Origin of the sequence: Streptomyces sp. 7N604, assembly GCF_052245475.1 — a bacterium.
Taxonomy (GTDB): Bacteria; Actinomycetota; Actinomycetes; order Streptomycetales; family Streptomycetaceae; genus Streptomyces.
On sequence record NZ_JBQQBX010000016.1, the window covers coordinates 78,535 to 97,376 of the forward strand.

18 protein-coding genes are annotated in these 18,842 nt (G+C 72.5%); 11 read left to right on the forward strand and 7 right to left on the reverse strand.

What is annotated here, in order from left to right:
- Positions 1–20: 20 nt before the first annotated feature.
- Positions 21–1,226, forward strand: coding sequence for a D-alanyl-D-alanine carboxypeptidase family protein (locus ACTWP8_RS18930; RefSeq protein WP_443323313.1), 1,206 nt, complete (start codon positions 21–23; stop codon positions 1,224–1,226).
- 79 nt (positions 1,227–1,305) lie between these two features.
- Here ACTWP8_RS18930 and ACTWP8_RS18935 read toward each other — a convergent pair whose 3' ends face one another.
- On the reverse strand, positions 1,306–1,854 hold the full coding sequence (locus ACTWP8_RS18935) for a ferritin-like domain-containing protein (protein WP_443323314.1): 549 nt from the start codon (positions 1,852–1,854) through the stop codon (positions 1,306–1,308).
- 78 nt (positions 1,855–1,932) lie between these two features.
- Positions 1,933–3,384 (reverse strand): lipase maturation factor family protein, encoded by a 1,452-nt coding sequence (locus ACTWP8_RS18940; protein WP_443323315.1) that lies wholly within the window; start codon positions 3,382–3,384, stop codon positions 1,933–1,935.
- Positions 3,385–3,638: 254 nt separating this feature from the next.
- Here ACTWP8_RS18940 and ACTWP8_RS18945 point away from each other — a divergent pair, with 254 nt between their 5' ends.
- The 5 genes from ACTWP8_RS18945 (at position 3,639) to ACTWP8_RS18965 (ending at position 7,453) form a co-directional block, all read left to right on the forward strand.
- The gene (locus ACTWP8_RS18945; protein ID WP_443323316.1) at positions 3,639–4,487 is read left to right on the forward strand and encodes a helix-turn-helix domain-containing protein; all 849 of its coding nucleotides are present in this window, start codon (positions 3,639–3,641) and stop codon (positions 4,485–4,487) included.
- Between the two features lie 69 nt (positions 4,488–4,556).
- Positions 4,557–4,967: a VOC family protein gene (locus tag ACTWP8_RS18950; protein WP_443323317.1), complete on the forward strand. Its 411-nt coding sequence runs from the start codon at positions 4,557–4,559 to the stop codon at positions 4,965–4,967.
- A gap of 118 nt (positions 4,968–5,085) precedes the next feature.
- Positions 5,086–5,535: a Crp/Fnr family transcriptional regulator gene (locus tag ACTWP8_RS18955; protein WP_443313775.1), complete on the forward strand. Its 450-nt coding sequence runs from the start codon at positions 5,086–5,088 to the stop codon at positions 5,533–5,535.
- 355 nt (positions 5,536–5,890) lie between these two features.
- Positions 5,891–6,841, forward strand: coding sequence for an alpha/beta fold hydrolase (locus ACTWP8_RS18960; protein WP_443323318.1), 951 nt, complete (start codon positions 5,891–5,893; stop codon positions 6,839–6,841).
- A 78-nt stretch (positions 6,842–6,919) separates the two neighbouring features.
- Positions 6,920–7,453, forward strand: coding sequence for a DUF402 domain-containing protein (locus ACTWP8_RS18965; protein ID WP_443323319.1), 534 nt, complete (start codon positions 6,920–6,922; stop codon positions 7,451–7,453).
- Positions 7,454–7,755: 302 nt separating this feature from the next.
- Here ACTWP8_RS18965 and ACTWP8_RS18970 read toward each other — a convergent pair whose 3' ends face one another.
- Both ACTWP8_RS18970 and ACTWP8_RS18975 read right to left on the reverse strand, forming a co-directional pair.
- Entirely contained in the window at positions 7,756–8,781 is a 1,026-nt protein-coding gene (locus ACTWP8_RS18970; RefSeq protein WP_443323320.1) for a PHP domain-containing protein, read from the reverse strand.
- Positions 8,782–8,791: 10 nt separating this feature from the next.
- Positions 8,792–9,532, reverse strand: coding sequence for a GAF and ANTAR domain-containing protein (locus ACTWP8_RS18975; protein ID WP_443323321.1), 741 nt, complete (start codon positions 9,530–9,532; stop codon positions 8,792–8,794).
- Positions 9,533–9,694: 162 nt separating this feature from the next.
- On the opposite strand from ACTWP8_RS18975, the gene ACTWP8_RS18980 reads away from it, so the two are divergent.
- The 5 genes from ACTWP8_RS18980 (at position 9,695) to ACTWP8_RS19000 (ending at position 15,119) form a co-directional block, all read left to right on the forward strand.
- Positions 9,695–11,575, forward strand: coding sequence for a glycoside hydrolase family 15 protein (locus ACTWP8_RS18980; protein ID WP_443323322.1), 1,881 nt, complete (start codon positions 9,695–9,697; stop codon positions 11,573–11,575).
- Between the two features lie 16 nt (positions 11,576–11,591).
- On the forward strand, positions 11,592–13,184 hold the full coding sequence (locus tag ACTWP8_RS18985) for a GMC oxidoreductase (protein WP_443323323.1): 1,593 nt from the start codon (positions 11,592–11,594) through the stop codon (positions 13,182–13,184).
- 155 nt (positions 13,185–13,339) lie between these two features.
- Complete coding sequence (locus tag ACTWP8_RS18990) at positions 13,340–14,179, forward strand: SDR family oxidoreductase (RefSeq protein ID WP_443313769.1); 840 nt, start codon at positions 13,340–13,342, stop codon at positions 14,177–14,179.
- Positions 14,180–14,435: 256 nt separating this feature from the next.
- Positions 14,436–14,927: a cytochrome d ubiquinol oxidase subunit II gene (locus ACTWP8_RS18995; protein WP_443323415.1), complete on the forward strand. Its 492-nt coding sequence runs from the start codon at positions 14,436–14,438 to the stop codon at positions 14,925–14,927.
- Between the two features lie 3 nt (positions 14,928–14,930).
- A complete protein-coding gene (locus tag ACTWP8_RS19000) occupies positions 14,931–15,119 on the forward strand; it encodes a hypothetical protein (RefSeq protein WP_443323324.1) in 189 nt (62 codons plus the stop codon).
- A gap of 22 nt (positions 15,120–15,141) precedes the next feature.
- Here the strand turns inward: ACTWP8_RS19000 and ACTWP8_RS19005 are convergent, their stop codons facing one another.
- From ACTWP8_RS19005 to ligD, 3 genes are all read right to left on the reverse strand, one after another.
- Positions 15,142–16,365 carry a LuxR C-terminal-related transcriptional regulator gene (locus ACTWP8_RS19005; RefSeq protein ID WP_443323325.1) on the reverse strand — a complete coding sequence of 408 codons (1,224 nt, stop codon included), beginning with the start codon at positions 16,363–16,365 and terminating at the stop codon, positions 15,142–15,144.
- Positions 16,298–17,749: a hypothetical protein gene (locus ACTWP8_RS19010; protein WP_443323326.1), complete on the reverse strand. Its 1,452-nt coding sequence runs from the start codon at positions 17,747–17,749 to the stop codon at positions 16,298–16,300. Before ACTWP8_RS19010 ends, ACTWP8_RS19005 begins: the two co-directional genes overlap by 68 nt.
- 88 nt (positions 17,750–17,837) lie before the next feature.
- Positions 17,838–18,842 (reverse strand): non-homologous end-joining DNA ligase, encoded by a 1,005-nt coding sequence (gene ligD, locus ACTWP8_RS19015; RefSeq protein WP_443323327.1) that lies wholly within the window; start codon positions 18,840–18,842, stop codon positions 17,838–17,840.

Sequence of the window (18,842 nt, forward strand, 5' to 3'; positions counted from 1 at the left end):
ACCCTTCCTACCGTGCGGATATGGACACGATGCCTGGACTGAAGACGCGGACCGGCGCGGCGGCTGTCGCCGCCGCGTGTCTGACAGTCGCCGGCCCGGTGGCGCCGGGTCACGCGGACGGCGAGGGACAGCACCACGTCGTTCCGGCCGCGGTCGGTGGGCCCCTGCTCGGCCGCCCCGGAGTGCAGGTGCTGCCGAGGCGCGGCGCACCGGAGCTCCCCCCGGGGCTCACGGCTCTGTCCTGGATGATTTCCGACGCTCGTACGGGCCAGGTGCTCGCGGCCAAGGACGCACACCGCAGGCTCGCCCCGGCGAGCACGCTCAAGACCCTCTTCGCGGTGACCGTGCTGCCGAGGCTGCCGCAGTCCGCGCTCCACACGGTGACAGAAGCGGACCTCGCCGGCATCGGAGCAGGCAGCAGCCAGGTCGGCATCAAGCCCGGGAAGTCGTACGCCGTGGCCGACTTGTGGCGCGGGGTCTTCCTCCGCTCGGGCAACGACGCCGTACGCGCGCTGGCCGCGATGAACGGGTCGATGGCCGAGACGATCGCCCAGATGCGCGCCAAGGCCCGCGCGCTGGGGGCCTACGACACGCGTGTCGTCTCGGCGGACGGCTACGACGCACCCGGCCAGGTTTCCTCCGCGTACGACCTGTCCCTGTTCGCGCTGGCGGGTCTGGCCAACCCCGACTTCGTCCGCTACAGCTCCACCGGGGTCGCCAAGTTCCCGATGGGCAGGGCGGCGAACGGCAAGCAGAAGGGCTTCTTCCAGATCCAGAACACCAACCGGCTGCTGACCGGCGCCCCCGGCCTCGACCCGTACCGTGGGCTCATCGGCGTGAAGAACGGCTACACCAGCCACGCTGGCAACACCCTCGTCGTCGCCGCAAGGCGGGGCGGGCGAACCCTGGTCGCCACGGTCATGAATCCCCAGTCAGGGATGCCCAACGCGGTGTACGAGGAGGCTCGTTCACTGCTCGACTGGGGTTTCGCCTCGGCCGGGCAGGTCTCGGCCGTCGGCCGGCTGCAGACTCCGCCGAGTTCGGTCACCCGGCATATCCTGCGTCCGCCGCGCGAGGAGGAGGGCAGTGTCATGAGCCGTGTGGCGGCCCATGTCCCGCACGGGCGGACGGGGGTGGTGTGGCTGGCCGGAGGGGCGGGCGCGCTGATCGGGGGCGGTACCGCCCTGCTGCTCCTGCGGCGCCGCCGGATCCGCCGGCGGTCCTGACGGGCCCGCCGGGCCGTGAGGGCCCGGCGCGGGCCGTCCGTCAGGTCCGGGCACTCCGGCCCCGGTTCGTCATCCCGGCTCAGACTCCGGGCCTGTCGCGCGGAATGCGCTCCAGCAGCGCCCGCATATCATCCGCGTGCTCCTCCTCCTGCGCCAGGATGTTCTCGAAGATGCGCCGCGTGGTCGGGTCGCCTGTGCCGATCCACTGGGTGATCTCGGTGTACGCCGAGATCGCCACCCGCTCCGCCACCAGATCTTCCTTGATCATCTCGATCAGGTCGCGGCTGGCGTCGTACTCGGCATGCGCCCGGTGCGTCAGGGTGTCGGGGTTGAAGTCCGGTTGGCCGCCGAGCTGGACGATGCGCTGGGCCAGCATGTCGGCGTGCTGCTCCTCCTCCTGGGCGTGCTCGAGGAACTCGGCGGCGACCGGCTCCGAGTACAGCCCGGTGGCGGTGTAGTAGTGCCGCTTGTAGCGCAGTGTGCAGACGATCTCGGTGGCCAGCGCCTCGTTGAGCACCTGGATCACCCGCTCCAGGTCGGCGCCGTACACATCCGTCACCGGACCCTTGTCGATCTCCCGCCGGGCCCGCTCCCTGATGGTCTGGATGTCGGTGAGGAACTCTGCCATGTCGTAACCGCCTTTCTCGGGGCACGGGTGCCGCGTGCTTGCTGCGCCTTCCCCGTGTGCCCCGATTGGGGCTTTCCATCACGGCTGTTCAGCCGACCGGCCGTACCCTCCGAGTGCCACCGGCGGGAGGAACTCGCCCACCAGGGTGCGGTGCCACCACGCCCCCGTCGCGCGCCGCTCCCGCCATGTGGTGAAGCGGTACTGGTAGAGGCGGGCGCGCACATGGGTGGGCGGGGTGGCGGGGAAGGGGTTGGAGCGCAGCAGCTTCAGCGTCGCCCGGTCGTTCTCCAACAGGCGCTCGGCGAACGGCAGGAACCATGACTGCGAGTACGCGGGCGACAGCGCGGCGAACCACATCAGCCAGTCGAGCCGGAGGTGGTAGGGGGCGACTTGGGGCGGCAGCCGCGCCGGATCGCCGGGCTTGCCCTTGAACTCGTACTCCCGCCACTCGGTGTCGCGCGTGATCTCCGGCTCGTCGGTCCCCTCGACGACCACTTCGCGGCGGGTGCGGCTGATGGTGCCGAACGCCCCGTAGGTGTTGACCAGATGGAACGCGTTGAAGGAACGGTTCATCTGCTGAGTGCGGGAGAGCAGATTGCGGGCAGGCCAGTAGCTGAGCACGACGACCAGCGCGGTCGCGGCGATCACCAGAACCTCGAACCAGACCGGCGTACCGCCGAACTCCGGCGGCTCGGGCAGCGGCAGCAGGTCGGCGGCCAGCGCGCCGTGGACCGCGGGCAGGGCCAGCACGATGGTCACCCAGTTCAGCCACGCGAAGTTGCCGGACACCACGAGCCACAGCTGCGTAACGATGATCGCGAGCGCGGCGATGCTCGCCACGGGCTGCGGTGTGAACAGCGCTACGGGGACGACGAGCTGGGCCACGTGGTTGGCGGCCACCTCGACGCGGTGCAGCGGCCCGGGCAGATGGTGGAAGTACCAGCTCAGCGGGCCGGGCATGGGCTGGGTCTCGTGGTGGTAGTGGAGGCACGTCAGATCCCGCCAGCAGCGGTCGCCCCGCATCTTGATCAGCCCTGCGCCGAACTCGACCCGGAACACCAGCCAGCGCAGCAGCCAGAGGATGAGGACGGGCGGCGCGGTGCGCTCGTTCCCGAGGAACACCGCGAGGAACCCCGCCTCCAACAGCAGGGACTCCCAGCCGAAGCCGTACCAGGTCTGGCCGACGTTGACGATCGACAGATACAGCACCCAGAGCGCGGCCCACATCAGCATCGACGCCCAGAGCGGCACGGCGTCGGCCGCCCCGCCGGCCACGGCCGCGGAGAGCGCGGCGCCGGTCCACGCGACGGCGGCGAAGAACCGGTCCGAGTAGTGGAAGTGGAAGATGCTGGGGGCCTCCCGGAACGGCACCCGCCCGACGAAGAACGGCACCGGCGTCATCCCGCGCTCGCCGATCAGCGCGCGGAACTGGTTCGCCGCGGCAAGGAAGGCGACCAGATAGAGCGCCGCCAGGGCCCGCTGGAAGACCAGCCGGCTCAGCCAGTAGCCGGAATCCGCGAACCACTCCATGCCGACTGCTCCTCGGACAGCGTCCTGGCGATGGGCCCTCTTCCCTACCACCCGTACCCAGCCGCGGAAGTCCCAGCGGTGCGGCGGGAGGGAGGGTTCATCCACTCGGCGGCTCGGGCTCCGCCCCAAAGCCGGGGGCCGGTGTCCGGGGGTGGAGGCCCCTGCTTACGGGATGGGGCCAGAGGTAGCCAGAGGTAGCCAGGCTTTGGTGCACTGCGGGGAAAGACCCGCCGGGTACGTCCTAGGCTGGCCGCATGGCCGTACGCACTCGGGTCACGGACTCCGCGGCAGGGCTGCCCGCGCCCGCGTTGCGCCCGTACGTCCGGCGCTGTCTCGGCTACCGCTACCTCGGTTATCCGCCCGGCACCCACCTGGGCCTGCCCTCCGGCTGGGTCACCGTCGTCGTGAGTCTGGGCGAGCCCACGCGCGTCGCCCGGACTCCGGGGGAGCGGACCACGGCGCACCCCGCGCTCGCCGGCGGCCTGCACACCGCGCCCGTCGGCATCGCGCACGACGGCGACCAGTACGGCGTACAGCTCGAGCTCTCGCCGCTGGGCTGCCGCACGCTGCTGGGTCTGCCCGCCGCCGGGATCGCGGCCGCCGTCGTCGACCTGTCCGAGCTGCTCGGCCCCGCCGTCGCCCGGGACCTGCCCGAGCGCATGGCGGCGGGCTCGACCTGGGCCGAGCGGTTCGCTGTACTCGACGAGGCGCTCGGGCGCGCCGCCGCGGCCCGGGATACGGCGGTCGTGGCGCCGGAGGTCGCGTACGCCTGGCGGCGCGTCCGGCAGTCGGGCGGCGCCGTACGCGTCGGGGCGCTGGCGGCCGACATCGGCTGGAGCCGCCGCCACCTGACCTCACGCTTCGCGGCCGAGTTCGGGCTCACGCCGAAGGACGCAGCCCGCGTCGTGCGCTTCGAGCGCGCCAAGCGCATGCTGTGCCTGCCCGCACGGCCATCCCTGGCGGAGACGGCGGCCGCCTGCGGCTACTACGACCAGTCGCACCTGGCCCGCGAGTGGCGCGACCTCGTCGGCATGCCGCCCTCCGCATGGCTCGCCGCCGAGGAGCTGCCGCCGGTCGAGGCCGCCGCCTCCGACCCCCGCTGACGGCCCGCTGACCGGCCCGGTTCCCATTCGTCCAAGCCCACCGCGCCCCGGGCCGCGCAGCATGGGCCCATGAGCGACAACACCATCGAACGCACCCGTACCGCGGTGTGGCCGACCATGCACTACCGGGACGCCCGCGCCGCCATCCGCTTCCTCACCGACGCCTTCGGCTTCGAGGTCGCCGCCCTGTACACCGGGGACACACCGGACGAGGTCGTCCACGCCGAGCTGCACACGCCGGGCGGCGGAGGCGTCATGCTCGGCAGCACCCGCCAGGACAGCGTCATCGCGGACCTGCCGTCCGGCACGGGCTCCGTCTACGCGGTCACCGACGACCCCGATGCCCTCTTCGCCCGCGCCACGGCCGCCGGGGCCACGGTCGTCCGGGGCCTGGAGGACACCGACTACGGCTCCCGCGGCTTCACTGTCCGGGACCCCGGGGGAGTCTTCTGGAGCTTCGGGACGTACGCGGGCAGCTGATCGTCGCGACTCGGGATGCCGTCGGCGCGCGAAAGTGGGTCCAATGGGGGTATGACCAGGTGTACGTCGAACCCGGCGGCGCCTGGCAGTGGCGTCGGAGGCGAGGAGGCTCGCGCCCATGACTACTGCGCCCCGATTCTTGCGGTCCCTGCCGACCGGCATCCGCGACCGTCTGATGGAGCTGGCCCAGGAGGTGTCCTTCCCCCAGGACGCCCGGATCTTCGAGGAAGGGGGGAGGGCGACCGGCTTCTGGATCATCCGCTCGGGCGCGGTCACCCTCGATCTGCGCGTGGCGGACCGGCGGCGCGCTACGGTCGCCACTCTCGGCCCCGGTGATCTGCTGGGCTGGTCGTGGCTGTTCCCGCCCTACGAGTGGGATTTCGGAGCCGAGGCGCTGAGCCCGGTCCGCACGTACGCGTTCGACGGGGCGCAGGTGCGCGCGCTGTGCGATGAGGATCCGGCGCTCGGCGTGGTCGTGCTGCGCACGGTCGCGGAGATCCTCGCCCACCGGCTGCAGACCGCCCGCACCCGGCTGCTCGAGATGTCGCCCTACACGTCCACGGCGTAGCCGCGCGGGCGGCTCCGGCCGGGTCGGTGGGCGACAGGTGGATGCAAAGGCCTGTGGCGCCCGCCGGAAGAAGGAACGGGCGCCACAGGGGGCGGTGCCGGAAGGCCGGGGGCTGCTCCGGCCCTCCGCCCCGCCCGCTCGGAGCACCGGCCGACGGTGCCGCGCCGGGGCCGGCGTGGGGGTGCTCACGCGCGTACTGCACGGTCAACGCGTCCGCCGCGGCGAGGTTGCGGCCTGGCACGAACGAGAGCCCGCTCGGGCGCACGGCGCGCCGGTATCCGAGTGACGTTGCTCGCGCCCGGCGCCGTATCGGGGTACCCATGGCCGGAGTTGTCCCCATGGCATGGAGCCCTTCTTGACCGCCAGCCCAGCTTCCGCATCCGCCGTCGCCGTACCCGGCCTGTCCTTCGCGGCTCCGCGCCGGCCCGGGCAGGCGGAGGAGGAGCTGCGCAGGCTCTCCTTCCGCGGCTTCCGCTACGACTGCCGCGTGCTGCGGCAGCGCGACGCGAGGACGGCGCCCATCCTGCTGCTGGGCGGGGCGGCGCAGGACAAGTACGCCTGGGCCAGACACGAGCCGAGACTCGCGGAGATCACCACCGTCCTCACCGTGGACCTGCCCGGCTGGGGCGGCGCCGACGCCCTCCCCGCGCGCTACGGGATGGACTTCCTCGCCGACGCCGTCCTGCACACCCTCGACCGGAACGGCATCCGCACCGCGAACGTCATGGGCGCCTGCTATGGCGGAGTGATCAGCCTCCGCTTCGCCCAGCGCCACCCGGACCGCGTGGCGCGGCTGGCCCTCGTCGGCACCCGCCGTACGCTGCCGGGGCCGCTGCGGGAGACCTTCCGGTTCGGCGTCGAGCTGCTGCGCCGCAAGGAGCAGGCGGAATTCGCGAGGCGCGCCGCCGAGCTGTTCGCCCCGCTGGCGGACCGGACGGTCGTCCGCAGGCGCGGAGCCGTGTACCGGCTGCTGGAGCGCCAGTTCCAGCAGATGACGCCGGGTCAGGTCGACCGGTTCGTGCTGAACACCGAGCGGCTGCTGCGGCACCCGCTCTACGACCCGGAACCGGTGCCGCCGCCCGTTGCGACGCTCTTTGTGCACGGTGAGCACGATCGCTTCTCCTCCCCGGGCCACGGCCGGGAGATGGCCGCCGACCTGCCCGGCTCGCGGGTCGCGGTCATGGAGGCGGCGGGCCACATGATCCCGCTGGAGCGCCCGGACGACTTCACCGATCTCATGGTGCGGTTCTTCACCGACGAGCCGCTCGACGAGCTGCCCCTGTGGTTCGGCGGTGCGGAGCGCTGAAGCGCGGAGAAGCGGAGCACTGAAGCGCCGGGGAAAATTGAGTGGTCCCCCACGGCGCGGTGGACGAGGCTGAGCCCCATGAACGACACGCACACCCCCGCGCCCCTGACTCCGGGCAGCGATGTCACGGTGCGGCTGGTCAAGCACCCCCGCCCCGACGTGCGGTACCCCGCGGTCGTGACCGGCGACGACGGCACGCACCTGGTGGTGCGCGCGCCCTGGGCGGGCGCGGCCGAGCGGGACTTCGGCTTCGTGCGCTTCGAGTACGGCGATGTGTTCACCGAGCACTACTGGCGCGACCGCTGGTACTCGGTGAAGGAGGTGCGCGCCGCCGACGGCCGGGTGAAGGGCTGGTACTGCGACGTGACCCGGCCCGCCCGCGTTGAGCGCGGCACGCTCGTCGTCGAGGACCTGGACCTCGACCTCTGGCTCTCGGCGGACCACAGGACGATCCTGCGCCTGGACGAGGACGAGTTCCTGGAGAGCGGCCTCGCGGAGCGCGACCCGGCCGCCGCGGGGCGGGCCCGCGAGGCCCTGGACGACCTCGAGCGCCTGGCCCGCGAGGACGGCTTTGCCTCGATCCTGGACCCGGACCTGCCGGGCCGGGGTTGAGGATCCTGTCCCGGCCGGGGCGGGCAGCAGGGGGGCGCCTGGAGCCGGTCCCGCGATGCAGCGGGAGGGCCCTCGCCTTGACCGCGGGGTCGGCTCCTCCGGCCGGGACAGGAGCGGGCGTGCGGCAGCAGCAGCGTCTCTGCGCCGCTGCGCCAGCTGATCACATCTCCTCCCCGCTCAGGGGCGCAACATGACACCCCGCCGGTGATTCGCCCGACGTGGTGATGGCCGCAGCCAGGTGTACGAATCGCGATGGGGCGGTCCGTACGGGATCCGGGCCCTCCGTCACCGCCGGGGCGGCCTCACCCCGGGCGCGGGGCCTCGCGCGTACGGGTCCACGTCAGCAGCCCGTGAGCCGTCCAGGTGTTGATGACCCGCTCCCCCGGAACGCCGCACTCCGCGGCCCGGGCGCACCCGTGGACGTGCCAGTCGAGCTGGCCCGGGGCGTGCGCGTCGGTGTCGATCGCGAAGAACACCCCGGCGTCCACGGCCTGCCGCAGCAGCCGGCGCGGCGGATCGAGGCGCTCCGGGCGGCAGTTGATCTCCACCGCGGTCCCCGACTCCGCGCACGCGCCGAACACCTCCGCCGCGTCGAACTGCGACTCCGGGCGGCTCCCGATGAGGCGTCCCGTGCAGTGGCCCAGTACATCGACCAGCGGACTGCGGACCGCCGCGACCATCCGCCGCGTCATGTACACCTGCTCCATCCGCAGCTTGGAGTGGACCGAGGCCACCACCACGTCGAGGCGGTCCAGCAGCTCCGGCTCCTGGTCCAGGGAGCCGTCGGGCAGGATGTCGACCTCGATTCCGGTCAGCAGCCGGAACGGCGCCAGCTCCTCGTTCAGTTCTGCGACCACCTCCAACTGCTCGCGCAGCCGGTCCGCGGAGAGTCCGCGGGCGACCGTCAGCCGCGGGGAGTGGTCCGTCAGCGCTGCCCAGTCGTGGCCCAGCTCCGCGGCGGTCCTGGCCATCACGTCGATCGGGCTGCCGCCGTCCGACCAGTCCGAGTGCGTATGGCAGTCGCCGCGCAGCGCGGCGCGCAGCTTCGCCGCACCCTCGTCGAGCGGCTCCGGCGCGGTCTCGGCCTCCAGCTTCGCCAGGTAGCCCGGCACCTCACCCCTGAGCGCCTCCCGTACGACCTGCGAAGTCTTCGGGCCCAGGCCCTTCAGGGACTCGAGCGTGCCGGTCGCGGCCCGCCGCTCCACCTCCTCGGCCGTCAGCCCGGCCAGCACGGCGGAGGCCGTACGGAAGGCGCGCACGCGGTAGGTGGGGGCCTGGGCGCGCTCGAGGAGGAACGCGATCCGGTCGAGTGCCGCCACCGGTTCCACTCCGCGCCCCCTACGAGCGAGCGGCCGCGAAGTCCGCCGGACGCAGCTCCGCCGGATTCTGGCCGGTCGCGACGGTGTGGAGGGCGATCTCGCGCAGTTTGACGTTCAGGCTCTGCGACGCCTTGACCAGCATCCCGAAGGCCTCGCGCGAGGTCACCCGGTAGCGCTCCATGAGGATGCCCGTCGCCTCGCCGATGACCTGGCGGCTGGCGACGGCGTGGGAGAGGTTCTCCACCGCGGACGCGGCGGAGAGGGCGATCGCCGCATGGGTCGCCAGCACGGCCACCGTCTTGGCGGTGTCGACGCTGAAGGCGCCCGGCTCGGCCGAGAGGAGGTTGAGGCATCCGGTGGCGTCCCGCTCGTCGTTGAGACGGCAGCTGAGCATCGAGCCGACGCCCAGGCCCGCGGCCTCGCGCGCGAAGCGGGGCCAGCGCCGCTCGCCCGCCATGTTCTCGATACGGACCACCGGCTCGCCGCTCGTGTCCCCCGGATCCCGCAGACAGGGCCCCTCGCCGGTCTCGGACTGGGCGCGGTCCACGCACAGCACCAGCGGGTGCGTGTAGGCGGGGCTCTCCAGGGCCTTGCCGCGGCGCAGCAGCGTCACCCCGGCGTACTGGGCGCCGTCCGCGGCGGTCGCGGCGAGTTCCGTGATCTCCTGCAGGATCTGGTCGCGTGAGGGCTGCCCGTGCAGGGCCTTCGCCATGGCCGCAAACGTTTCCGACAGCCACAGCGCGGAGCCGGCGTCGCCCATCCCGGAGCCTCCTCTTCGAGAACCGGATATCAAGCATTTTCAGGGGTAAATTACCCAATCTGCTATCTTCCGCGCTGCATGAGCCGGGTGTCATCGAGGCTCCGCGGATATCACCCGCTCCGGGTGACGCCCGGCCCCGGTCGTATCGCGACGGTGGGGCGCATGAGCGACTACCCGCTGATCGCCGACCACGGCCTGATCGGGGACCTGCAGACGGCCGCGCTGGTGGCGACCGACGGGACCATCGACTGGTTCTGCTGCCCCCGCTTCGACTCGCCGAGCGTCTTCGGCGCCCTGCTCGACCAGCGCCATGGCGGGCACTTCCGGGCCAGGCCCGCCGAGGGGCCGTACTCCGTCAAGCAGCTCTACCACCCGAACACCGCCATCCTCATCACCCGCTTCATGACCGAGGAGGGCGCGGGCGAGGTGGTGGACTTCATGCCGGTCGCGACCGGGACCGCCGCCACCCGGAACCATCGGCTCGTGCGCATGCTGCGCTGCGTGCGAGGCCACATGGAGTTCAGCGTCGACCTGGTCCCGCGGTTCGACTACGGCCGGCAGCCCCATGAGATCCACGCCTCGGAGCACGGCGCGGTCTTCGCCGGCAAGGACATGGAGCTCACGGTGCACACCGTGCGCGAGCCGGAGGACGCCCGCCCGGCGCGCGTCAGGAGGATCGACGACGGGGGCGCGGGCGGCGTCCACGTCTGGCTGCCCCTCAAGGCCGGCCAGCAGCGCGGGATCGTCCTGGAGTCCTTCGCCGACGGGCCGCCGCGCGAGATACACCAGGCCGAGTTCCAGCAGCTGTTCGACGACACCGTCCGCTACTGGCGCTCCTGGCTGCGCCGCTCGCAGTACACCGGCCGCTGGCGGGAGGCCGTGGAACGGTCGGCGATCACCCTGAAGCTCATGACGTACGCGCCGAGCGGTGCGCTGGTCGCCGCTCCGACCGCCGGACTGCCCGAGCAAGTGGGCGGCGAGCGGAACTGGGACTACCGCTACAGCTGGATCCGCGACGCGTCCTTCTCCGTCTACGCGCTGCTCGGGCTCGGATTCACCGAGGAGGCGGGCGCGTTCATCGGCTGGCTGCGCGACCGCGTACGGGAGCAGGCGGGCGACGGGGGCGGCCCGCTCAACATCATGTACCGGGTCGACGGCTCGTCCGACCTGACCGAGGAGGTGCTCGACCACTGGGAGGGCTACCGCGGCTCCCGCCCCGTACGGATCGGCAACGGAGCCGCCGGCCAGCTCCAGCTCGACATCTACGGCGAGGCGCTGGACAGCATCTACTTCGCGGACGAGCGCGGCATCCAGCTCGACCACAAGGGCTGGACCTCGCTCGGCACCCTCATCGACTGGCTCACCGAGCACTGGGACCAGCCGGACGAGGGCATCTGGGAGACCCGGGGCGGCCGCCAGGACTTCACCTACGGACGGCTCATGTCCTGGGTCGCCCTGGACCGCGCCGTACGGCTGTCCACCCGGCGCGGACGGCCCGCGGCCCTGCCCCGCTGGACCGACGAGCGCGACCGGATCTACGCCCAGATCATGGACCGCGGCTGGAACCCCGAACGGCAGGCCTTCGTCCAGCACTACGGCAGTGACGTACTGGACTCCGCGCTGCTGCGGATGGCCACCGTCGGCTTCCTGGCCCCGCACGACCCCATGTGGACCTCCACGCTCGCGGCGATGGACCAGGAGCTGGTGTCCGACAGCCTGGTCCACCGGTACAACCCGTCGGCCTCGCCCGACGGACTGCGCGGCTCCGAGGGCACCTTCTCGCTCTGCACCTTCTCCTACGTCGACGCGCTCGCCCGCGCCGGCCACCTCGACCAGGCGCGGCTCGCCTTCGAGAAGATGCTGACCTACGCCAACCACCTCGGGATGTTCTCCGAGGAAGTCGCCATCACCGGCGAGCAACTCGGCAACTTCCCGCAGGCTTTCACGCACCTGGGGCTCATCGACGCCGCCATCACCCTCGACGCCGCACTCACCCGGGCCGAGCGGGAGGCACCCGCCGCACTCCCGCGGCCGCCCACCTGACCCTCCGGAGGCTCCCGTGGCAGAGGACCGGCACTACGACGTCATCGTCATCGGCACCGGGGCGGGCGGCGGCACCCTCGCCCACCGGCTCGCGCCGTCCGGGAAGCGGATCCTGCTGCTGGAACGCGGCGGCTACCTGCCGCGCGAGCGCGACAACTGGGACTCGACGGCCGTCTTCGTCAACGCCAAGTACCGCGCCCCCGAGCTCTGGTACGACCGGCACGGCCGGGAGTTCCCCCCGGAGGTCAACTACTACGTCGGCGGGAACACCAAGTTCTACGGCGCCGCGCTGTTCCGGCTGCGCCCCGAGGACTTCGGGGAGCTGCGGCACGAGGGCGGCATCTCCCCGGCCTGGCCCATCCGCTACGAGGACCTCGAGCCGTATTACACCCAGGCCGAGCACCTCTATCTCGTCCACGGGCAGCACGGCGAGGACCCGACAGAAGGCCCCGCCGGCGCCCAGTACGCCCGCCCTCCGGTCCGGCACGAGCCGCGGATCCAGCAGCTCAGCGACGACCTGGAGAAGCACGGTCTGCACCCCTTCCACCTGCCCATCGGCGTGAACCTCACCCAGGACGCGCACGGGCGGGCGACCCGGAGCAGCGTGTGCATCCGCTGCGACCGTGTCGACGGCTTTCCCTGCCTGGTCGCCGGCAAGTCCGACGCCCAGGTGATCTGCGTCGACCCGGCCCTCGAACACGACAACGTGCACCTGGTCACCGGCGCTCACGTACGGCGTCTGGAGACCGATCCGGCCGGGCGCAGCGTGACGAGGGTCGTGGCGTCCGTCGGCGAGGGCACGGCGGCGGAGGAGTCCACCGCCTTCAGCGCGGATATCGTGGTGGTGGCGTGCGGAGCGGTGAACTCCGCGGTTCTGCTGCTCCGTTCGGCGAACGACCGGCACCCGGGCGGCCTGGCCAACAGCTCGGACGTGGTGGGCCGCCACTACATGCGGCACAACAACCTGGCCCTCATGGCGGTGTCCAAGGAGCCGAACGACACCCTGTTCCAGAAGACGCTCGCGCTCAACGATTGGTATCTGGGAGCGGACGACTGGGACTGCCCGCTGGGCGGCATCCAGATGCTCGGCAAGTCCGACGCCGAGCAGATCCACGCCGAGGCCCCGCGCTGGGCGGGAGCCCTCTCCCCGGACATGCCCTTCGAGGTGCTCGCCCACCACGCGGTCGACTTCTGGCTGTGCGGCGAGGACCTCCCGGCGCCGGACAACCGCGTCACGCTGGACGGCGACGGCCGTATCCACCTGGCGCTGGACGAGGGCAACAACATCAACGGGGTCCAGCGGCTCCGGCACAAGCTGCAGCGGATGCTCGGACACCTCGGCATGCACACGCACTACCTGCTGCCGCACAGCATCTATCTGCACAAGGGGATGCCGATCGGCGCGACCGCGCACCAGGCGGGCACCGTACGCTTCGGCACCGACCCCGGGACCTCGGCCCTCGACACGTACTGCAAGGCCCACGACCTGGACAACCTCTACGTGGTGGACACCAGCTTCTTCCCGAGCATCGGCGCCGTGAACCCCTCCCTCACCGCCATCGCCAACGCCCTGCGGGTCGGCGACCACATCGCCGAGCGCCTGCGGTGACACCTCTTCAGGCCTCCGGTTAGCCCGTAGGGCTTCAGATACTCCCTCCAGCAGATCAACCGGGCGCGGTGCCCCGTACGACCCGTCGCGGGTGATGGATTCTTCACGGTGGACATCCGGGACACACCGCCCGCCGCCGGTGAGGAGAGACCTCAGTGAACACCGCCAACCGCGAAGGCCGGCAGACCGTCTCCGCGCCCCTCCTCAAGGGACAGAAGGCGCTGGTGACCGGCGCCAACTCGGGGATCGGCAAGGCGACCGCCATCGGACTCGGGCGCGCGGGAGCCGATGTCGTCGTCAACTACGTCGCCGACCGGCCGGCCGCCGAAGCCGTCGTCAAGGAGATCGAGAGCTTCGGCGTACGGGCCTACGCGCACGAGGCCGACGTGTCCCGGGAGGACCAGGTCACCGGCATGATCTCCCGTATGGTCGGGGAGCTCGGCACGATCGACATCCTGGTGCCGAACGCGGGCCTCCAGCGCGACGCACCCATCGGCGAGATGTCGCTCGACGCGTGGCAGAAGGTGCTGGACGTCAACCTCACCGGACAGTTCCTGTGCGCCAGGGAAGCCGTCAAGGAGTTCCGGCGGCGCGGTGTGGTCCCCGAGGTCTCCCGGTCCGCCGGAAAGATCGTCTGCATGAGCTCGGTCCACCAGGTCATCCCGTGGGCGGGACACGTCAACTACGCCTCGTCCAAAGGCGGGGTGCAGATGATGATGGCGACGCTGGCCCAGGAGCTCGCCCCGGAGCGGATCAGGGTGAACGCCGTCGCGCCCGGCGCCATCCGCACCCCCATCAACCGCAGCGCCTGGGACACCGAGGCCGCCGAGCAGGACCTGCTGAACCTGATCCCTTACGGCAGGGTCGGCGAGCCCGAGGACATCGCCCAAGCCGTCGTCGTGATGGCCTCGGACCTCCTCGACTACGTCGTCGGGACCACGCTCTACGTGGACGGCGGGATGACCCTCTTCCCCGGCTTCGCGACGGGCGGCTGACGACAAGCCCATGAGCGCCGCCGCGTATCTGCTGGCGAACGGCCCCGGACAACTGCTGCCGGCCCGCCAGCGTACCTCTTCGGCCGGATGCACCCGGACGGCAGCGTGTCCGGCGGCATCAAGATCCCGCAACTCGACTCGATCCTCGCCGGGTTCACCCCGGCGACCAGGGTGACGGGGCCGACCTCGGTCCCGGCGAGCCGTCGGCCTCGTCCTGCGCGGCGCCGGCTTCGCCTTCCGGAAGCCGACCCGGCGCCTGGCCCAGCGGCGCGTATACGGCGCGGCGTTCGCCGTCTCGTCGCTGCTCACGCCGTACTTCCTCGGCGCCGCGGTCGGCGGCGTCGCCACCGGACGGGTCGCCCCGGGCACCCAGGCCTCGGCCCACGCCTGGGCGAACCCCACGTCCGTCATCGCCGGGCTCCTCACCCTCACCGCGAGCGCGTTCCTCGGCGCCGTCTTCCTCACCGGCGACGCCCGCCGCTGCGAAGTGGCGGACCTCGTCGGCTACTTCCGGCGGCGGGCCCTGTGCAGCCTGGGCGTCCTCGCCGCACTGGCGGCCGTCGGCCTCGGCGTCACCCGCAGCGACGCGAGCTACGTCCACCACGGCCTCACCAGCGGCAGCGGACTCGTGCCCGTCGTCCTCGCGGCCGCCTGCGCCGTCGCCACGGCGGCGCTGCTCGTCAGGGGAGCGACCGGGTGGGCGAGGGGAACCGCCGTCGCCTCGGTGGCGCTGGCGGTCGTGGCGTGAGGCGTGGCGCAGCGGCCGTATCTCGTACCCACCTCGCTGACGGTGGGCGACGCCGCGGGTGCACCGACGACCCTGCGCTGGCTGGTCCTCGTCACCGTCGTCGCGGTGGTCCTGGTCGGACCGGCCCTGGTGCTGCTGTACCGGCTCGACGCGCGCGGTGAACTCGAGCCGCTCCCCGAGTCCGAGGCGTGAGGCGCGAACAGCAGGCCACCGCTCACAGCAGGCCCCGCTCGCGCGCGGCGACGACGGCCTCGCGCCTGCTGCCCACCTGCAACTTGCGGTAGATGCTGCGCAGATGGGTCTTGAGCGTGTTGACCGAGACGAACAGGTCCGCCGCGAGCTCGTCCATCGTATGGAGCGAGGGCAGCCGCTGGAGGAGCGCCGTCTCCCGGGGCGTGAGGACCACCGCCGGAGCGGGTCCCGTGCCGTCCGGCATGACACGCAGTACCTCGCTCGCGAAGGGTTCGAGCGGCCCGGCGCCCGTCAGCGCGCGGATGAACAGGTGCCGCAGGCCGGGCGCGGAGACGCGGAAGGGGCGCAGGGCCTGCCGGGGCCCGGCCAGGTCCACCGCCTCGCGCAGGGCGTGCGCGGCGCGCGGCTGCTCTCCGTGGGCCGCGCACAGGCGGGCCTCCAGCAGCCACGCCTCGATGAGCGTGCTGACGACGACCGGTTCCACGGACCCGTCGAGGGCGTGCCGCAGCGCCGCGCGCGCCGCTTCGTGGTGTCCCCTGGCCGCCAGCACGGACGCCTCGAGGACTTCGGTCTCCGCGCTGCCGTCCAGCCTGAAGCGGGCGCGGTCGAGCGCCTCGGCCGCCCAGGCCCTGCGGCCGGCGGCCAGCGCCATCTCGACCTCCGCGACGGCCGCGAAGGCGGCCAGCTCCGGCATGAGCGGACGGCCCGCGCAGGCCGCCCAGGCCCGGCGCAGTTCGAGCAACCCCTCGTACTGCAGGCCCCGCTCGTACGCGCTCACCGCGCCGACCAGGCGGGCGCCGAACTCCATGCTGGGATCGGCCTGTCCGCGTACGGACTGCCGGGCCAGCCTCGCGTAGCGCTCCGCCGCCGCTGACTCCGACCGCTGCAACTCGGCCCAGGCGGCGGCCTCGTAGGCGGGTGCGCACAGGGCCGTACGCTCCCAGCCGTGCGCCGTGGCGAACCGCGCGGCCTGCTCGCCGAGGTGCGCGGCGCGGGCGAAGCCGCACTCGGCGGCGGCGACGGCGGCGAGGCAGCTCATGCACTGAGCCGTGAGGTGATCGAGGCGGCGCCGTACGGCGATGGCGAGGGCCGACTCCAAATCCGCCTTGCCCTGGGTGAGATGGCCCAGTTCCACATGGACCATGCCCCGGTCCGCCCTTGCGAGGGCTGACAGGTCGTCACCGTCCAGTGCGGCCAGGGGGATCTGCTCGGCGATGTGCAGCGCCTCCCGCAGGCTGCCGTGCATCCGCGCTCGTTCGACGTGCGCGATCTGGCGGAGGGTCCGCACCCGCGGGTCGTGGGGGCGGGGGGGAAGAGCGGGCGTGCAGCGCGAGGTGCCGGCTGCCGGCCACGGTGTCGCCCGCGTCGAGGTCCGCCAGGGCGGCCGCCAGCAGCAGCCCGGGTTCCGCCTCCAGCGCCGGCGCCGGCAGTTCGCCGAGCAGCCGCCGTACGGTCCCGCCGCGGCCCGACAACACCAGGCCCGTGCCGTGCCGGTCCAGCAGGGCCGAGGCGCGGGGGAGGTCGGACGCGGCGATGGCCTGCCGGACGGCCTCGACGGGCAGGTCGTGGGCGGCGAACCAGTCCGCCGCGGCGCGGTGCAGCCCGGGTACCAGGCGGGCGCGGCGGCGCCGGAGTTCCGCGTAGAGGTGGCTTCTGAGCAGGGGGTGATACCGATGCCAGGAGGAGCCGGACCGGCTGATCAGTACGTCGCCGCGGTGCAGCCCGTCGAGCACCGCGGCCGCGTCGTCCCGGCCGGTCAGTGCGCCCGCGAGATCGGCGGTCAGCCGCTCGCAGACGCTCGTACGCAGCAGGAACTCGCGCTCCGCGGGCGGGCTGCGGGACAGGATCTCGCCGGTCAGATAGTCGGCGACGCTCCGCTCGTCGCCGGTGAACGCGGCGAGGAAGGCCCTCGGGTCGTGTTCCTGCCGCAGCCTTGCGGCAGCGAGCCGCAGCGCGGCGGGCCACCCCTCCGTCAGCCGCATCAGCCCCGCCAGCTCGCGCGGGGCCAGGACCAGGCCGTGCTGGAGCAGCAGCTCGGCGGCCTCGCCTTCGGAGAAGCGCAGCGCCTCCTCGCGCACCTCGTGGAGCCGGTCCGCCAGCCTGAGGCGGTACAGCGGCAGCGGCGGCTCGCGGCGCGCCGCCATGACGAGCCGCAGCCACCCGGGCTGGTGGCGCAGCAGCAGCTCCAGGCCATGCAGCGCCAGCGGGTCGGTCAGGGCCTCGAGACCGTCGAGTACGAGGGTGACCCGTGGGCCCGCAGGGTGCTCCGGGTATTCCTGGCGGCCGCCGGAGTCCGGTACGGCCAGGCACGACAGCGCCTGGTCCGGTACGGCTCCGGTCGCCCGCAGCGCCGACCGGACCGCCGGCCACAGGTGCCGCGGATCGTTGTCGCCGCCGTCGATGCGCACCCACGCCACGGGAGACGTGGTCCTGCGGACCCATGCGGTGAGCAGCATGGTCTTGCCGTAACCGGCGGGCGCACAGAGCAGGGTGACCGGCTGGTCCGCTCCCGCGTCGAGGGCGTCGTACAGCCACTCCCTTCCGATCGGCGAGGGGGCCGTACCGGGAACCGCGATCTTCTCCGACGGGACCCTCACCCCTGGAGAGCGCAGGTCCCGTCTTTCACTCATATGGCCACGTTAGGGCCGCCTTGGGAGCCTCTCAACTCCTGTCTCTTCCGCCCCATCCGCCCATGAGGTCACGCGGCGCCCGCGCGGCTCACTGCTTGGCGCGGCTGGGCTGCACGCGCTTCGGCTCGCCCTTCATCTTCGGGTGCTCAGGCGGGTAGGGGAGGTCGCCGAGACCGTGCTCCCGCTCGTCCTTGCTGGCCAGCTCGAGCGCGGCCTCGAGGCGGAAGGCATGCTCATCCATGTCCGCGTGCACATCGCCGGCTTCGGCGAACCGCACCGGCATGGTCGCCAGATCGAAGTCCTCGGGGCGCGCGTCGGGCAGCTCGTCCCAGCGCAGCGGCGCGGACACCGGGGCGTGCGGCCGCGGGCGCACCGAGTACGCGCTGGCGATCGTCCGGTCCCTGGCCGTCTGGTTGTAGTCCACGAAGATCTTCGCGCCGCGCTCCTCCTTCCACCAGGAGGTCGTGACCCGCTCCGGTGCGCGCCGCTCCAGCTCCCGCGCCACGGCGATGGCGGCCCGCCGCACCTGCGTGAACGTCCAGGCGGGCTCGATGGGTACGAAGACGTGGATGCCCCGGCCGCCCGAGGTCTTCGGCCACCCCCGCAGCCCCAGACCGTCCAGCACGTCGCGCAGCTCGACGGCGGCCCGCAGCGCGTCCTCGTACCCCGTCCCCGGCTGCGGGTCGAGATCGATCCGCAGCTCGTCCGGGTGCTCGGTGTCCCCGCGCCGGACCGGCCAGGGATGGAAGGTCAGACAGCCGAGATTCGCCGCCCAGACGACGGCCGCGGTCTCGGTGGGGCAGATCTCGTCCGCGTACCGCCCGCTGGGGAACGCGATCCGCCCGGTGGGGATCCACTCGGGGAGATTCTTCGGCGCCCGCTTCTGGAAGAACGACTCGCCCGCTACGCCGTCGGGGTAGCGCTCCAGTGTCGTCGGACGGTCACGGAGCGCACGCAGGATGCCCTCGCCGACCGCCATGTAGTAGCGGGCCAGGTCGAGCTTGGTGAACCCCCGCTCGGGGAAATACACCTTGCCGGGGTTGGACAGCCGCACCGGCCGCCCGCCCACCGTGAGCTCAACCGTCTCTCGCAT

Coding starts and splice junctions, on each gene's coding strand:
- ACTWP8_RS18930 (WP_443323313.1), top strand. CDS start 21: ATGGACACGATGCCTGGACTGAAGACGCGGACCGGCGCGGCGGCTGTC.
- ACTWP8_RS18980 (WP_443323322.1), top strand. CDS start 9,695: ATGAGCGACTACCCGCTGATCGCCGACCACGGCCTGATCGGGGACCTG.
- ACTWP8_RS18955 (WP_443313775.1), top strand. CDS start 5,086: ATGACTACTGCGCCCCGATTCTTGCGGTCCCTGCCGACCGGCATCCGC.
- ACTWP8_RS19005 (WP_443323325.1), bottom strand. CDS start 16,365: ATGCACGGCAGCCTGCGGGAGGCGCTGCACATCGCCGAGCAGATCCCC.
- ACTWP8_RS18950 (WP_443323317.1), top strand. CDS start 4,557: ATGAGCGACAACACCATCGAACGCACCCGTACCGCGGTGTGGCCGACC.
- ACTWP8_RS18935 (WP_443323314.1), bottom strand. CDS start 1,854: ATGGCAGAGTTCCTCACCGACATCCAGACCATCAGGGAGCGGGCCCGG.
- ACTWP8_RS18945 (WP_443323316.1), top strand. CDS start 3,639: ATGGCCGTACGCACTCGGGTCACGGACTCCGCGGCAGGGCTGCCCGCG.
- ACTWP8_RS18965 (WP_443323319.1), top strand. CDS start 6,920: ATGAACGACACGCACACCCCCGCGCCCCTGACTCCGGGCAGCGATGTC.
- ACTWP8_RS18940 (WP_443323315.1), bottom strand. CDS start 3,384: ATGGAGTGGTTCGCGGATTCCGGCTACTGGCTGAGCCGGCTGGTCTTC.
- ACTWP8_RS18975 (WP_443323321.1), bottom strand. CDS start 9,532: ATGGGCGACGCCGGCTCCGCGCTGTGGCTGTCGGAAACGTTTGCGGCC.
- ligD (WP_443323327.1), bottom strand. CDS start 18,842: ATGCGAGAGACGGTTGAGCTCACGGTGGGCGGGCGGCCGGTGCGGCTG.
- ACTWP8_RS19010 (WP_443323326.1), bottom strand. CDS start 17,749: ATGAGTGAAAGACGGGACCTGCGCTCTCCAGGGGTGAGGGTCCCGTCG.